The sequence below is a fragment of the Pseudomonas sp. ok266 genome, from assembly GCF_900110195.1.
In the GTDB taxonomy this organism is placed as follows: domain Bacteria; phylum Pseudomonadota; class Gammaproteobacteria; order Pseudomonadales; family Pseudomonadaceae; genus Aquipseudomonas; species Aquipseudomonas neuropathica.
In genome coordinates this window covers 162,986-176,519 of sequence record NZ_FOCU01000008.1, presented here as the reverse complement: position 1 = coordinate 176,519, position 13,534 = coordinate 162,986, and the positions used below count along the sequence as shown (strand labels likewise).

Here is a 13,534-nt window from a genome sequence, read left to right as displayed (position 1 = left end):
CGTCCAACATCGACCTGAAACACCGAGTCGATTATGGATTCGGCCAACCGACCGAGGTGTCTGGCGAAACTCTGTCGATTATGGATTCACGACAGAAGAATCAGGTCGGCGTACTTCGGGAGCATCCCCCAATCAGTCCCCTCTCCCTCCGGGAGAGGGTTAGGGTGAGGGGCTTTTGACCTTAAGGCTTGCGCTTACGCGGTCCAGTGTTAAACACCGGCACCTTGCGCACAGGCTTGACCGAAGGCTCCGGCGCCTGCGTCTCGCCGCTGTCGACCCACTTGCCCAGATTGCGTTTGCCGCCACCACCCGAAGCTTTAGGTTTCTTCGGTTTCTTCGGCTTCTTGATCACCTGACCGCTGGCATCGGTGTCCGGCACGCGGTGCTCCGGTTCGAAATCCGGCTCGTTCTGACGTTTCAAGGTCTGGCGCGTCAGCATTTCAATCGCCGACAACATGTTCACTTCATCCGCGCACACCAGCGAGATCGCCTCGCCCGTCGCGCCAGCACGACCCGTGCGGCCGATACGGTGAATGTAGTCTTCAGCCACGATCGGCAGATCGAAGTTGATCACCAACGGCAGATCTTCGATATCCAGACCACGGGCAGCCACGTCAGTTGCCACCAGAATCTGCACTTCACTGAGCTTGAAACGATCCAGCGCCCGCTGACGGGTGGCCTGCGGCTTATCGCCGTGGATACCGTCGGCATTCACGCCCAGGCCCTGAAGTTTTTCCACCAGCGCATCGACACCATTACGGGTCTTGGCGAACACCAGCACCTGCTTCCACTTGTTCTTGCGCATCAGGTGCACGAACAGTTCGGCCTTGCGCTTCTTGTCCACCGTGACGATCCACTGCTTGACCGTATTGGCCGCGACGTTGCGCGGGCTGACTTCGACGGTCAGCGGATCGTTGAGCATCTGCCCGGCGAGCAGGCGGATGTCATCGGAGAAGGTTGCGGAAAACAGCAGGGTCTGGCGCTTTTTCGGCAGCATGCGGTAAATGTTCGCCAGTTCTTCGGAGAAGCCCAGGTCGAGCATACGATCGGCTTCATCCAGCACCAGAGTCTGCAACTGATCGAGTTTCAGCGCGTTCTGGCGGAACAGGTCGATCAGGCGACCGGGCGTGGCGACCAGCACATCGACGCCGCCGCGCAGCTTCATCATCTGCGGATTGATGCTGACGCCGCCGTAAACCGCATAGGTACGCAGCGGCAGGTTTTCGGCGTACTGACGCACAGACTCATGAACCTGCTCGGCCAGTTCACGGGTCGGCACCAGAATCAGTGCACGCGCCGAGTTGGCAGCGACTTTCGGCCCTTCCATGGCCAGCAACTGCAGCAGTGGCAAGGCGAAACCGGCGGTTTTGCCAGTGCCGGTCTGAGCGGCTGCCATCAAGTCACGACCGGCCAGCACGGCCGGAATGGCTTGCGCCTGAACCGGCGTCGGGGTCTGGTAGCCGAGCGTCTCGAGGGAGCGCAGCAAGGGTTCGATCAGGCCAAGGGTGGCGAAAGTCATGGGAGTACCGTAGGAAAAAATAACGCAGGCATGCAATGCCGCGCAGTTTACCCTAATTCGTACGCGTTTCTGTGGGAACGGCTGTCGGCGCCACGACTGGCGGCTGTGCCGGACGGCGCCACTGCGGCAGTCCGATCAACACCACCGCGCTGATGATCACCAGCATCGCCAGCGCTTCTTCGATGCCGATGGTCTCGCCGACAAACACAATCCCCAGCAACACCGCGACCGCCGGGTTGACGTAGGCATAACTGGTCGCCGCCGCTGGACGCACGTGCTTGAGCAAATACATATAAGAGTTGAAGGCGATGATCGATCCAAAGAAGATCAGGTACGCCAGCGCCAGCCAGCCTTCAACTGGCGGCATTGCTTGCAGACGCTCGCCACTGACGGCGCTGCCGATCAGCAGCACCACACCGCCGACCAGCATTTCCACCGCGCTGGCCATCGCGCCCTGTGGCAACGGCAAATGTCTGCTCCACACCGAACCGAACGCCCAGGTTGCCGCCGCGAAAATCAGCAATGCTGCGCCCAGCGGACTCGACTGCAGGTTCGAGCCCATGTTGAGCATGGCAATACCAACAATCCCCAACGCCACCCCGGCCCACTCCAAGCGGGTATTGCGCGCTCCCCAGAAATAGCCACAGAGCAACGTGAACAACGGCACCGTCGCCACCGCCAATGCCGCCACACCCGAAGCCACGCCCGTGTGCTCGGCCACGCTCACCGCGCCATTACCGAAACTGAGCAGCAAAATCCCGATGATCCCCGCCGCCTTCCACTGCGCCCAGGTCGGCGCCGGCGCCCCGCGCCAGCGCAGGAAGGCGTACATCAGGCTGCCGGCGATCACGAAGCGCACCCCGCCGAGCATCAGCGGCGGCCAGTATTCGACGCCGATGCGGATCACCAGATAGGTCGATCCCCAAATCACGTACAACGCAAAAAACGCGGCGATCAGCGGCAAGGAAAAACGGCGCAAGGCAGGCATGGGCAGCTCGAATGTCAGGCTCTCGGGATTAGTTATTCTAGAAAGGCTTGCGGGCAAAAATAAGTTACAAAACCTGTTTATAGGGCCGGTACACTTTTGAAAGAACGGAGATCGTCGGAATAAACCGGGATTTCGAAAGTCTGGCATTTTCAGGAGTCCGGTCTTGGACAAATACGACCGCATGCTGCTCAGCGCCCTGCTGGAAAACGGCCGTGCGTCCTACGCCGACCTGGCGCGCAAAGTGAACCTCTCCGCCCCGGCGGTGGCCGAGCGCGTGGCCAAGCTTGAAGCTGCCGGGGTAATCATCGGGTATGAAGCGAAAATCGACCTGTCGAAAATCGGCCTGCCGATCCAGTGCATGATCGAATTGCGCCTGCACCAGAACGGCAGCCAGAAGGTCTACGACGAACTGGTGAAAATCCCGCAACTGACCGAGTGTTTTCGAGTCACGGGCGATCCGTGCGTGATGATGAAGGCCGCAGTGGGCTCGATGACGGAGCTGGAGGCGTTGATCAATCGGGTGGCGAAGTTTGGCTTCAGCAAGACCTCGATTGTGTTGTCGAGCGCGATCGAAAAGCGCGTGCCGTTAGGCCAGATCGAAGGCAACGGCAAATCCTGAGAACGATGATGCCCCATGTGGGAGCGAGCCTGCTCGCGAAAGCGGTGTATCCGTCGATAAAAATTTTGGCTGACACACCGTCATCGCGAGCAGGTTCATAGCTCATTCACTCGATCAAAAATCAACTTTCCATCCTGAAACAACTAGCGGCCTTCATCTGTAGCTGGCCCCTTCCTGAGTCAACATGTACGGCATGTCTCGCATGCGTATCCATGGCTCATTGCGCCAATGCAGAAGTCTCAACGTTTCCCCGGCACACATGATCAAGCGCAAATGTGGGTCTGGAACTGACTTCGAGTTCTGACGAAGCATTGGCACAATCTCGTGAGTCAGCCAACGACGCAGATGACGGTTCTCTGGGGAATAGTGATACACCAGCATTGCGTAAACCCCTGACTCGCTCAGCATCAAAAACTCTTGAGCGCCATCATTACCTGACAGATGCATCATCCGCCGCTGATCCTCATCCAGCTTGAGCACTTGCCGCGCATTGATTTCCAGCCCCATGAGACGACCGATGTCTCGGGCACAGAACCAAGCCTCTGCATGCAGCTGCGTTGCACGCAACTGAATGTGGTGGCGGATAAAATTTTGAGGTACTACGAAAGAGTCACGGGCAGACGCTGAGCCAGAATCTTCCGGAGGGTTGGGCGTAGCTTTGAACATGGCAAATCTCCTAACGAAGGTTGGAGTCGCCAGCATCACTTGCAGATGATGGGTGGCGGCTGTGTGCGGGTCTGCAAGACCGAGTCGTTAGGCAACCTCGGCAGACCCAAGGGTCTCCCGCACACAGCCACCATAAAATCGATGAGCGCTAAAAAAGCGACGCGATTATAGATGCACCTGTCAGTGCCTAACAAACTATCGGCGGGCTTGCAGTCCCGATCGCTGATTTGCAGCGATATTAAGAGGTTAGTGGTCTAGGAACAGGGCTGCAAGACAGATATCCCCTATTATTCGGTAGGACCAATCGCCAAAAAACCGCATGGCGTTAAACATTAAAATCAACATAAATACGCAAAACCTCCATGACGCCAATAGACGGCATGAAAAACAGCGGATACCTTCAAATCAACCGTAAGAAGCAGCATTTGATAGAGCCCTGAAATTTTCGGATTGATCGAGCGGAAGGTTCAAGCTTTCGCTAACGCAAAGTCAAAACCACAAGGAGAATGCCTTGAATCTTGAAACTAAAATACCAACCGAACTCTGGACACTAACAAGAACGAATTATGAAAAACGGAACTTTACTGGAGCAATCTTAGACGCATTCCATTACTTAAGTGATCTCATCCGCAAAAAATCAGGATTGGAAGGTGATGGAGCACCACTTATCGGCGGGGCATTTGGAGGTGCCTCACCAAAAATAAAACTAAATAAGCTGCAAACCGAGTCAGAGCGAAACATACAAAAAGGCATGGAGCAAACACTTCGAGGAATTTATCAAACCTTTAGAAACCCGCGAAGCCATGAAAAAATATCTGACACCGAAGAAGATGCACAAATTATAATTATTTTTATTGGGTACATTGTCCGCCAACTGGACTTAGCAAAATCACAATTCTCTAGAGAAGATTACCTTAAACGCATACTCGACCCGGACTTCGTACCACAGGTGCGTTATGCGGAACTTCTAGTAGATGACATCCCCATAAACCAAAGACTAGAAACGTTTCTAGAGGTATACAGAGCAAAAACCTCTGGAAAAATCGAGCATCTCCGCTACTTCTTCAATGCATTAATCCCCAGACTTTCACAAGATGAAATAAACCAAGCACACGAGGTAATCTCCGACGAACTGAAAACAGCTGATGACGAAGCAACCTTAAGAATAATCATCGGTTCTTTAGGCTCCAAATGCTGGGAACACCTACAAGAGACCGCACGCCTGCGGATTGAAAACCGATTAATCAGATCAATTAAAGATGGCAAGTACGATACTAAATTAAATCGCGTACGAGATGGCTCCTTGGGAACATGGATTATTTCGATACTGCCGAAAATATCACTTAAACAGGAAGCACTCAGAGCGATTTCGGACAACCTGAACTCCAACAACGTGGAAAAAGAGGACTACGTAATTAGATACATCCTCCCAAGCATGATTCACTTATCCGAGAATCTCCCTTTTGGCTTCGATGTACTTTTTACTGAGAAAATACAAAAAGGCGACTTGAGATTTTACGACGCTGCAGATGTATTGCCTTGGAAGGACTGGAGCGAAGAACTTACGGATGCAGTTATCAACTTTAAGGCCGTTGCGCCTACTTATGATCCATTTGTCGACGACATCCCTTTTTAAATCATATCTCGACTCTCTCTCAGCTGAAGCGGCGATATTCTAATTTATTGGTTGAAAATAGACCAAAAAAAAATCGCCGCTTCGGCTCACTCAACAAGTCCTACAGAGAGTTTTCCATTTACTCGGAATCAGCGATAGCGCAGCAGGTGTTCGCTGACTTTCGCAGCGGGGACTTTCTGCAGCTTGCACAAAAGGTCATGGGACAGCTCACGCACGCCATGCTTGCCGCGCAACTCTTGCGCCAGATGCGCCATCAGGTTGGCCGCCATCTCGGCATCGGCCATTGCCCGGTGAGCCTGGCCCGTATGCGGCAAACGCGCAAACGTGGTGAGCGTACCGAGCTTGTGATTCGGCGCCGCCGGCATCAATCGCCGTGCCAGCAACAGCGAGCAGGCAAAATTCTGCAACCGCGTGCGCTTGATCCGCCCCAGTTCAAAGTCCCAGAACTTCTGGTCGAACGAGGCATTGTGCGCGACCAGCGGCGTGCAACCGACAAACTCATTGACCTCGTTCATCACCTGCTCGGCCGAGGGCGCGGTGCGCAACATGGCGTTGCTGATGCCGGTCAGTTGCTCGATGAACGCAGGGACGCGCACGCCGGCGTTCATCAGGCTCTGGTAACGCTCGACGATGCGGCCGTTTTCCAGCATGACCACAGCGATTTCCGTGGCGCGGCAGTTGCTGTTCGGCGACAGGCCAGTGGTTTCAAAGTCGATGACTGCAATGCGTTCCAAACCGGGTTCAACTCCGTACAAATCAATTCTTCAGTAACAGCTCAATTCTTCAACAACAGTGCGCCTTCAATCGGCACATAACGGCTGGCGGCGCGGATCAGCGAGTTGGCGGTCAGGCCCGGCACGCCATAGGCGACCGCTTGCACGCCGTGTTTGCTGATGATGCGTTCGAGCAGCATGTCGAAATCGCCGTCACCGGAAGCCAGGACGATTTCGTCGACGTGGTCGGCGGCGTCCATGATGTCGAGGGTGATGCCCACGTCCCAGTCGCCCTTGGCCGAGCCGTCGCTGCGCTGGATGTAGGGCTTGAGCTTCACGGTGAAACCGAGGTTGCGCAGGATCTGCTGGAACTGCTGCTGCTTGCTGTCGCCACGGTCGATCGCATAGGCGTAGGCCTCGACGATCTGCCCGTCCTTGCTGATGTCGGCCCACAATGCGGCGTAGTTGAAGTGACAACCATAAGCCTGACGCACGGTGTAGTAGAGGTTCTGCACGTCGGCGAACACTGCGATTTTTTTCACCGGAGTTCCTGTGGGCGCGCAAGCGCACGAAGCGGGATCAGGCGCCAGGCCCGAAAAAGGCGCTCAGTATGCCAGCCATCAGGAGGGTTCCGCGAATAATCGGCCCGGAGCCCTCAGGGGCTCCGGACGAATGGTGAGTCAGACGAAGGAATCGTCGTCATCGAAGAACGATGAGTTGTCGTTGCCGTAGTCGGTGTCGGTGAAGCCGCCCTGGTCATTGCCAGAGAAGCCGTTATCGGCCACACGCGGGTCATCGCCCCAACCGTTGTTGCTCTGGTCGGCGACCTGCGCCGGCTCTTCCTTGATCACTTCAACGATTTCTTCCGGCTGCTGGTTGTGATGGAACAGGCTGCTGATGCCCTGCGCCAGCATCACGCCACCGGCCACACCGGCGGCGGTTTTCAAGGCACCGCCGAGAAAGCTGCTGCCGGCTGCCGGAGCGGCTTGTTGCGCATAGTTAGACGGTGGTGCGCCGAAGTTCTGTTGGGGTGCAGACGCGCCGTAATTCTGCTGCGGTGCCGGGTCACGCCAGCCGCCGGTCGACGCCGGGGCGGCACTCTGAGTCGGCGCCGGACGCGGGCTGCCACCAAAAATGCTCGACAGGAAACCACCGCCGCCGCTCGACGCCGGTGCGGCACTCTGCGCCTTGGCCGCTTGCAACTCGGCCTGCAACTGCTGGACTTGCTGAGTCAGTTGCTTGTTCTGCTCGTCGAGGCTCTTGAGCGCTGCCTCTTGCACCAGAATCGCCTGGGTCATGAAATAACCTGCCGCCGGCTGGCGGGTCAGGTGTTCCTTGATCCGCGCCTCGGCCTGGGCGTCGCGCGGGGCTGCCTCCGTTTCGGCCTGTTGCAGCCGGGAAAACAGTCCATCGATCAGGGTTTGCTCTTCGCTGTTCATGGCGACCTCGTAGATTGCCGGGGATAACATTGCCCTCGTCCACGTTGGCCGAGGTGCTCTCCTGTAATGGAGACGGTGACAAAACGTTTCAATGACCTTTACCGAATGTTTACGTTTGTGTCGCGCCAGCCATCATCGGTTAAAGTGAGCCACTGTTTTCGACCTGCGATACCGACTGATGAATGCCCTCGAAGTGCTGCGCGACTCTCTGTATTTTTTCAAACGCCATTTGGGCAGCATCGTGCGGTTGTGCTTGCCGCTGGTGATTTTCGAAGCATTCCTGCAACAAGTGGTCGATCACGCCAGCGGGCCGGATAACATCTCGGCGATCAGCATCGTCGTTGGTCTGTTGGTGTATCCGCTGTACACCGCCGCACTGATCCTCTTTCTCGATGCGCGCAGCCGTGGCGAGGCGCCGCGCAACCGCGATCTGCTGGCGATGGCCGCCACCCTTTGGCCGCGCTTCGCGTTGCTCACGGCGCTCAATACCTTGCTGATTCTACTGGGCCTGTCGCTGTACTTCCTGCCGGGCCTGATGTTGATGGTGATGCTCGCGTTCGGCGAGTACCTGCTGGTGCTGCGTGGTATGGGTCCGTTGCAGGCGATGAAGGAAAGCCTGCGCCTGACCCGCGGGCATTTCTGGCGGATCCTGCTGTGCATTCTCTGCGTGATGACGCCGCTGTGGTTACTCAAAGGCGCGACACTGGCGGTGTACCCCGAGCCGCAGAATCCTGTGATCGCCATTCTGATCGACAGCGCTCACAGCTTCCTGCAACTGTTCACCAGTGTGGTGCTGTTTCGCCTGTTCATGCTGATCAGCGAATTACCTGACAAACGTGACAGAGCCATCTGACAGCACTGCACTTGGGCTTCGAGACGACCGTCAGGTATGCTCGGGGCCACTTTCTGTAACGCTATAAGCCGAGCCATGACCCGTCTACTGCGCTACACCCTGTTGCTTGTCGTGCTCGCCATCATCCTGATCGGCGGGCTGCTGTTCAGCCTGACCTGGCGCCCCGACGCCCGCGAAACCTTGCCGGTCAGTTGCACCGCCACAACGCCGACGCTGGTGCCGGGCCAGGCGCTGAAAGTCATGACCTGGAACGTGCAATACCTGGCTGGCAAACGCTACGTGTTCTGGAGTGATCTGGCTCAGGGCGATGATGAAGCGCCGACGCTGGAAGACATGGCCTTCAGCCTCGACGAAGTGGCGCGAGTGATCCGCGACGAGCAGCCCGATCTGGTGCTGTTGCAGGAGCTCGATGACGGCGCCAAGGCCAGTGATTATCAGGATCAGCTCAAACTGTTGCAGGAACGGGTCGCCGATCTGTATCCGTGCAGCGCCAGTGCGTTCGACTGGAAGGCCGAATTCGTCCCCGACCCGCACATTTACGGCAGCGTCGGCCGGCAACTGGCGACCCTGAGTCGCTACCGCATCGAACACGCAGAACGCCTGCAATTGCCGGTCGCTGCCGCCAACTTCATCAACCGCCAGTTCCAGCCGAAAGACGCCCTGCTCGCGACCAAACTGCCCCTGAGTGACGGCGGGCAACTGACCGTATTCAACACCCACCTTGAACGCTCCAGCCAACCGGGTGACACCGCGCTGGCACAATTGACCGCCATAGCCAAAGTGCTCGACAAGTACGAAAGCCAGGGCCTGCCGTGGTTGATCGGCGGCGACTTCAACATGTTGCCGCTCGGCCAGTATCGTCGCCTCCCCGCCGAGCAGCGCACGCCCTACTCCGCCGACAGCGAACTGCATCTGCTGTGGGACAAGTACCCGATGATCCCGACCAACAACGAGGCCAGCGGCATCGACCGTGCGCAGTGGCTGACCCACTACCCCAACGACCCCGGCCTGAATGGCCCGGATCGCACGGTCGACTACCTGTTTTACAGCCCGAAGATCAAGCGGGTCGAAGCAAGGGTGCGCCAGGACGACACGTTGCGCATCTCCGATCACCTGCCGGTGATTGCGCGCTTCCTGCTGCCGGCGGCGCCATAGGCTGGGCCGAGGATCATCGCCCCGTCGCCCGAATTGACGATATGGAATCCCATGAAAATCTTATTGGTGTGCAAGGACATTGGTGGTTACGCGCGCAAACTGGCGGACTATCTGATGATCGACAACGACGTGTGTTTCATCGATACGTCATCGATGCAGAACAGCTTTGATCAAGCGCCGAAAATCCTGCGCCGCCCACTGAGACGCTGGGCGCAGATACGCCTGTTCAACAAAGCCATCGCTGCGCATGGACGTTTCGATGTGGCACTCATCATCAACCCGGCCCAGATCGATGCAAACCAGTTGGCCGCCGGACTCAAGGTCTCCGACCACAAGATCGCCTACCTCTACGACAGCTTCAGTCGTTGGCCGATGACTCGCGAAGCCCTTACCGGTTATGACGAGGTGTTTTCCTTCGACCCGGAAAATGCCGAAAGCTACGGGCTGAAAAAACTCTACAACTTCATTTACGACGACTACATCGCGGACGGTGAGCCCGGTGAGTACTCGGCGTTTGTGGTGATGGCGGGCAAGGATCGGGTGCCGGCACTTGCCGGTCTGGCCGAGGAATTCGATCGCCTCGGGCTGACCGATTACAAGTTTCTGGTTCAGTCCAAACCGGTTCAGGGGGCGCATCCGGGCATCACCTTTTTCGAGCAAAGAATGTCGCTGGAGTCGGTAGGGGAGCTGGTCAAGCGCTCACGGATCATTCTCGACATTGCCAAGCCCGGTCAGGCGGGATTGAGTTTCCGGTTCTTCGAAGCCATGGCCTCACGGAAAAAAGTCATTACCACCAACCAGGGCGTGGTCGACTATGACTTTTACAACCCGGCGAACATTTTGGTCATTGATGAGGCTAATCCGGTGATTCCGGAACGGTTCATTACTGATCCGTATGTCGATGTGCCTGAGCACATCTACCAGAAGTACACCTTGCAGGGGTGGGTCAAAACCGTATTTGCCCGGCCGTAAGCTGACCTCGCCATCCCTTGCACCACAGGACCCTGTGGGAGCGAGCCTGCTCGCGAAAGCGGTGTGTCAGGCACCCTGTTTATCGACTGACACTACGCCTTCGCGAGCAGGCTCGCTCTCACAATGGCCAGGCTTTATGACCGTTGGATCAATGCACCTCTTCCAGATCATCATGCAGCAATCCGAAGATCTGTCGTTTCATGTCGATGAACGAGCGCTCCATGACCATGTCCAGTGAACGCGGGCGTTCGATCGGCACGTCGAGAATCTGCTTGATCCGCCCCGGTTTCGCGCCCATCACATAGACCCGGTCGCCGAGCAGAATCGCTTCGTCGATGTCATGGGTGACGAACAACACGGTTTTCTTGCTGTTACCCCAGACCCGCAGCAACAACTGTTGCATCTGCAGCCGTGTCTGGCTGTCGAGGGCGCCGAACGGTTCGTCCATCAGCAGAATCTGTGGATCATTGGCCAGTGCCCGGGCAATTGCCACGCGCTGCATCATCCCGCCCGACAGCTGTTTGGCGTAATTGTCGGCGAACCCGGCGAGACCGACTTCGTTGACGTAATAATCGACGATCTCCTTGCGCCGCGCCGCCGGCATGCCACGACGCTTGAGGCCGAACTCGACGTTCTGGCGTACCGTCAGCCACGGAAATAACGTGTAACTCTGAAAGACCATGCCGCGATCCGCGCCAGGGCCCTGCACTTGCTGGCCGCCGACATAAATCTCGCCGGAGGTCGGCTCAGCCAGCCCCGCAGTCAAATACAACAGACTCGACTTACCGCAACCCGACGGCCCGACCAGCACGGCAAACTGCTGATCCGGCACCTCGAACGACACCTCCTCCAGCGCTGTAAACGTTCCGCCGTCAGGTTTCTTGTAGCGCAGGCTGACCTTGTCCACCTGCAAGCGTGGCGCCGCTTGCGCCGGGGTCGCGACAGGTTCGATGAAACGATGATTGGCAGCAGTCACTGAGCCCATGCGGCAACCCTCAGGCGAAGAAAGCGGAACAGTTGATCGGTGACCAGACCGAGCAGGCCGATGATCGCGATGGCGAGGAAGATCACGTCAACCTGAAAACCGCGCATGGCCTTCAGGCTCAGGTAACCCAAACCGCTGGAAGCGGCAACCAGTTCAGCCACCACCAGATAGGTCCAGGCCCAGCCCATGGTCACCCGCAACGTGTCGAGCACGCCGGGCACCGAGGCCGGCGCGATCACATGCAATACCGCGTCGCGGCGGTTGGAGCCCAAGGTGTAAGAAGCGTTGATCAAATCCTTGGAAATGCCTTTCGACACGTCAGCGATCATCACCAGTTGCTGAAAGAACACGCCGAAAATAATCACCGACACGCGCTGCTCCAGACCGATGCCGATCCACAGGATGAACAGCGGCACAAACGAGGTCACTGGCAGATAACGAATGAAATTCACCAGCGGTTCAAGAAACGCCTGAACGATGCGGAAGCTGCCCATCAGCAACCCCAGTGGCACCGCCACCAGCGACGAAACAATGAAGCCGACCATCACCACTTCGACACTGGCCCACACATGGGTACCGAGGGTGCCGTCGCGTCCCAGGCGTACGGCGGCTTCAACCACAGCGCCCGGTGTCGGCAGAAACATCCCCGGGACGATGCCGCCGTAAGACAATCCGGCCCAAAGACCGACCAACAACACCCAGGCCAGAGCGCTGGCGCTCCACACCACTGGCACCGGCAAAGCGGTTTTCGGCGTGAGGCTGCGGCTCAGCCACGAATTGCGCTTGAACATGACAGACCTCCTAGAGCGGGCTGACAAAACGGTTGTCGACCAGCTCGTCGTTGCTGACGTTGTAGGGTTTGCCCTGCAATTCGCTGGCGGTTTCGTTGGCCAGTTTGATCAGCGCTGCGCTGTCGCCCGGTTTGCCCGGCGAGCCGAGAAGTTTCTCGCTCATGGCCTGATCGTAAAAACGCACGCCTTGTGCAGCGGCAGCCAGTTCCTTCGGATCAGACAGGTAGCCGCCGACGCCTTTGGCCATGATTTTGTACGCGTCTTCCGGGTGATCCTTGGTGTACTGCACGGCTTTGTACAAGCCGGCGACCAGCGCCTTGACGTCTTCCGGCTGTTTTTCGATAACCGTGCAATTGAGCGCGACCACATCGACGATCACCCCGGGGGTGCTGCTGCTGTCGATCAATACTTTGCCCTGCTGCTTGTCGCGGACCATCGACAAGTGCGGTTCCCAAGTCACGGCAGCGGGTACGCGACCGGCGATGAACGCGGTCGCGGCATCGTCAGCGGTCATGTTCTGCACGGTGATGTCGGTCATCTTCATGCCGTTCTTTTTCAGCAGGTACGAGAGCCAGAACTGTGAAGTCGAGCCTTCGTTGACCGCCACGGATTTGCCCTTGAGTTCTTGCAGGCTCTTCACATCCTTGCCGACCAGCACACCGTCGCCGCCATGACTGTCGTCCAGCGCCGCGACGGCTTTGAAGCAGAATTGCGGACGGTACTTGAGCACTTCATCGATGGTCGAGGCCGAGCCGGACAGTTGCCCGGAGGCCTGCGCGGCCATGTACATCGAGGCCTCTTCGACCACCGGCAACTCGACGGTCAGGCCATTTTCCTTGAAGTAGCCCAGGTCCTGAGCCAGATAGAGGGTGCCGTAGCCGACCCACGTGGTGTGGCCGATGGACAAGGTGCCGGCCTGGGCGCTGGTGGCGACCGTGGCAGCCAGGGCGGTGATTGCCAGAGGATGAGTAAGACGTGAACACAAGGACTTGATCATGGAGCACTCCCGACGCTGTTGATTTAGTTTTGTCATGGGCAGTACGGTCGCCGGCCGTTATGCAGTTGCTGCCGTTGGTCTCTCGCGGACGCTTGGGCGGACAACATTCGGCTGGCGGGCAAGATCGATGGTGGCCCATGTGCGCGGTGAGGAAAATCAGGAAATTGTTGGCTGCAAATGATGAAAAAACTGGCTAGTGCG

Annotated in this window: 14 protein-coding genes; 5 read left to right on the top strand and 9 right to left on the bottom strand. The window is 57.5% G+C overall.

The features are described 5' to 3' along the window. Positions 1-181: 181 nt before the first annotated feature. Together BMY54_RS16765 and yedA are read right to left on the bottom strand one after the other, a co-directional pair. Positions 182-1,519, bottom strand: a complete 1,338-nt coding sequence (locus tag BMY54_RS16765) for an RNA helicase RhlE1 (RefSeq protein ID WP_093434676.1) — start codon at positions 1,517-1,519, stop codon at positions 182-184. 52 nt (positions 1,520-1,571) lie between these two features. Beyond that, positions 1,572-2,507 (bottom strand): drug/metabolite exporter YedA, encoded by a 936-nt coding sequence (gene yedA, locus BMY54_RS16760; protein WP_093434674.1) that lies wholly within the window; start codon positions 2,505-2,507, stop codon positions 1,572-1,574. 163 nt (positions 2,508-2,670) lie between these two features. Between yedA and BMY54_RS16755 the strand changes: the two genes are divergently transcribed. Further along, positions 2,671-3,126 carry an Lrp/AsnC family transcriptional regulator gene (locus tag BMY54_RS16755; RefSeq protein ID WP_093434672.1) on the top strand — a complete coding sequence of 152 codons (456 nt, stop codon included), beginning with the start codon at positions 2,671-2,673 and terminating at the stop codon, positions 3,124-3,126. Between the two features lie 153 nt (positions 3,127-3,279). Here the strand turns inward: BMY54_RS16755 and BMY54_RS16750 are convergent, their stop codons facing one another. Beyond that, positions 3,280-3,792: a BRO-N domain-containing protein gene (locus BMY54_RS16750; RefSeq protein ID WP_093434670.1), complete on the bottom strand. Its 513-nt coding sequence runs from the start codon at positions 3,790-3,792 to the stop codon at positions 3,280-3,282. A 511-nt stretch (positions 3,793-4,303) separates the two neighbouring features. On the opposite strand from BMY54_RS16750, the gene BMY54_RS16745 reads away from it, so the two are divergent. Next, positions 4,304-5,428 (top strand): TIGR02391 family protein, encoded by a 1,125-nt coding sequence (locus tag BMY54_RS16745; protein WP_093434668.1) that lies wholly within the window; start codon positions 4,304-4,306, stop codon positions 5,426-5,428. Between the two features lie 128 nt (positions 5,429-5,556). On the opposite strand, the gene BMY54_RS16740 is transcribed toward BMY54_RS16745, so the two are convergent. From BMY54_RS16740 to BMY54_RS16730, 3 genes are all read right to left on the bottom strand, one after another. Continuing rightward, positions 5,557-6,162, bottom strand: a complete 606-nt coding sequence (locus tag BMY54_RS16740) for a 3'-5' exonuclease (protein WP_093434666.1) — start codon at positions 6,160-6,162, stop codon at positions 5,557-5,559. Between the two features lie 41 nt (positions 6,163-6,203). Beyond that, a complete protein-coding gene (locus BMY54_RS16735; RefSeq protein WP_007949802.1) occupies positions 6,204-6,683 on the bottom strand; it encodes a LabA-like NYN domain-containing protein in 480 nt (159 codons plus the stop codon). Between the two features lie 138 nt (positions 6,684-6,821). Next, a complete protein-coding gene (locus BMY54_RS16730; protein WP_093434964.1) occupies positions 6,822-7,580 on the bottom strand; it encodes a DUF2076 domain-containing protein in 759 nt (252 codons plus the stop codon). 178 nt (positions 7,581-7,758) lie between these two features. Here BMY54_RS16730 and BMY54_RS16725 point away from each other — a divergent pair, with 178 nt between their 5' ends. The 3 genes from BMY54_RS16725 (at position 7,759) to BMY54_RS16715 (ending at position 10,560) form a co-directional block, all read left to right on the top strand. Continuing rightward, on the top strand, positions 7,759-8,433 hold the full coding sequence (locus BMY54_RS16725) for a YciC family protein (protein WP_093434664.1): 675 nt from the start codon (positions 7,759-7,761) through the stop codon (positions 8,431-8,433). Positions 8,434-8,508: 75 nt separating this feature from the next. After that, positions 8,509-9,588 (top strand): endonuclease/exonuclease/phosphatase family protein, encoded by a 1,080-nt coding sequence (locus BMY54_RS16720; protein ID WP_093434661.1) that lies wholly within the window; start codon positions 8,509-8,511, stop codon positions 9,586-9,588. Positions 9,589-9,639: 51 nt separating this feature from the next. Next, positions 9,640-10,560, top strand: a complete 921-nt coding sequence (locus BMY54_RS16715; RefSeq protein WP_093434659.1) for a WaaS/CpsH family glycosyltransferase — start codon at positions 9,640-9,642, stop codon at positions 10,558-10,560. Between the two features lie 148 nt (positions 10,561-10,708). Here BMY54_RS16715 and BMY54_RS16710 read toward each other — a convergent pair whose 3' ends face one another. Genes BMY54_RS16710 through BMY54_RS16700 form a run of 3 tightly spaced genes read right to left on the bottom strand, consistent with a single transcriptional unit; the run spans position 10,709 to position 13,333 of the window. Continuing rightward, positions 10,709-11,545: an ABC transporter ATP-binding protein gene (locus BMY54_RS16710; RefSeq protein ID WP_034153794.1), complete on the bottom strand. Its 837-nt coding sequence runs from the start codon at positions 11,543-11,545 to the stop codon at positions 10,709-10,711. After that, positions 11,533-12,336, bottom strand: a complete 804-nt coding sequence (locus tag BMY54_RS16705) for an ABC transporter permease (RefSeq protein ID WP_064392296.1) — start codon at positions 12,334-12,336, stop codon at positions 11,533-11,535. Before BMY54_RS16705 ends, BMY54_RS16710 begins: the two co-directional genes overlap by 13 nt. Positions 12,337-12,346: 10 nt before the next feature. Then, on the bottom strand, positions 12,347-13,333 hold the full coding sequence (locus tag BMY54_RS16700) for an ABC transporter substrate-binding protein (RefSeq protein WP_093434657.1): 987 nt from the start codon (positions 13,331-13,333) through the stop codon (positions 12,347-12,349). Positions 13,334-13,534: the final 201 nt, after the last annotated feature.

Bases quoted from the DNA above. Each gene is read 5' to 3' on its own strand.
- BMY54_RS16705 (WP_064392296.1), bottom strand. From the start codon at position 12,336: ATGTTCAAGCGCAATTCGTGGCTGAGCCGCAGCCTCACGCCGAAAACC.
- BMY54_RS16715 (WP_093434659.1), top strand. From the start codon at position 9,640: ATGAAAATCTTATTGGTGTGCAAGGACATTGGTGGTTACGCGCGCAAA.
- BMY54_RS16720 (WP_093434661.1), top strand. From the start codon at position 8,509: ATGACCCGTCTACTGCGCTACACCCTGTTGCTTGTCGTGCTCGCCATC.
- BMY54_RS16710 (WP_034153794.1), bottom strand. From the start codon at position 11,545: ATGGGCTCAGTGACTGCTGCCAATCATCGTTTCATCGAACCTGTCGCG.
- BMY54_RS16730 (WP_093434964.1), bottom strand. From the start codon at position 7,580: ATGAACAGCGAAGAGCAAACCCTGATCGATGGACTGTTTTCCCGGCTG.
- BMY54_RS16765 (WP_093434676.1), bottom strand. From the start codon at position 1,519: ATGACTTTCGCCACCCTTGGCCTGATCGAACCCTTGCTGCGCTCCCTC.
- BMY54_RS16750 (WP_093434670.1), bottom strand. From the start codon at position 3,792: ATGTTCAAAGCTACGCCCAACCCTCCGGAAGATTCTGGCTCAGCGTCT.
- BMY54_RS16700 (WP_093434657.1), bottom strand. From the start codon at position 13,333: ATGATCAAGTCCTTGTGTTCACGTCTTACTCATCCTCTGGCAATCACC.
- BMY54_RS16725 (WP_093434664.1), top strand. From the start codon at position 7,759: ATGAATGCCCTCGAAGTGCTGCGCGACTCTCTGTATTTTTTCAAACGC.
- yedA (WP_093434674.1), bottom strand. From the start codon at position 2,507: ATGCCTGCCTTGCGCCGTTTTTCCTTGCCGCTGATCGCCGCGTTTTTT.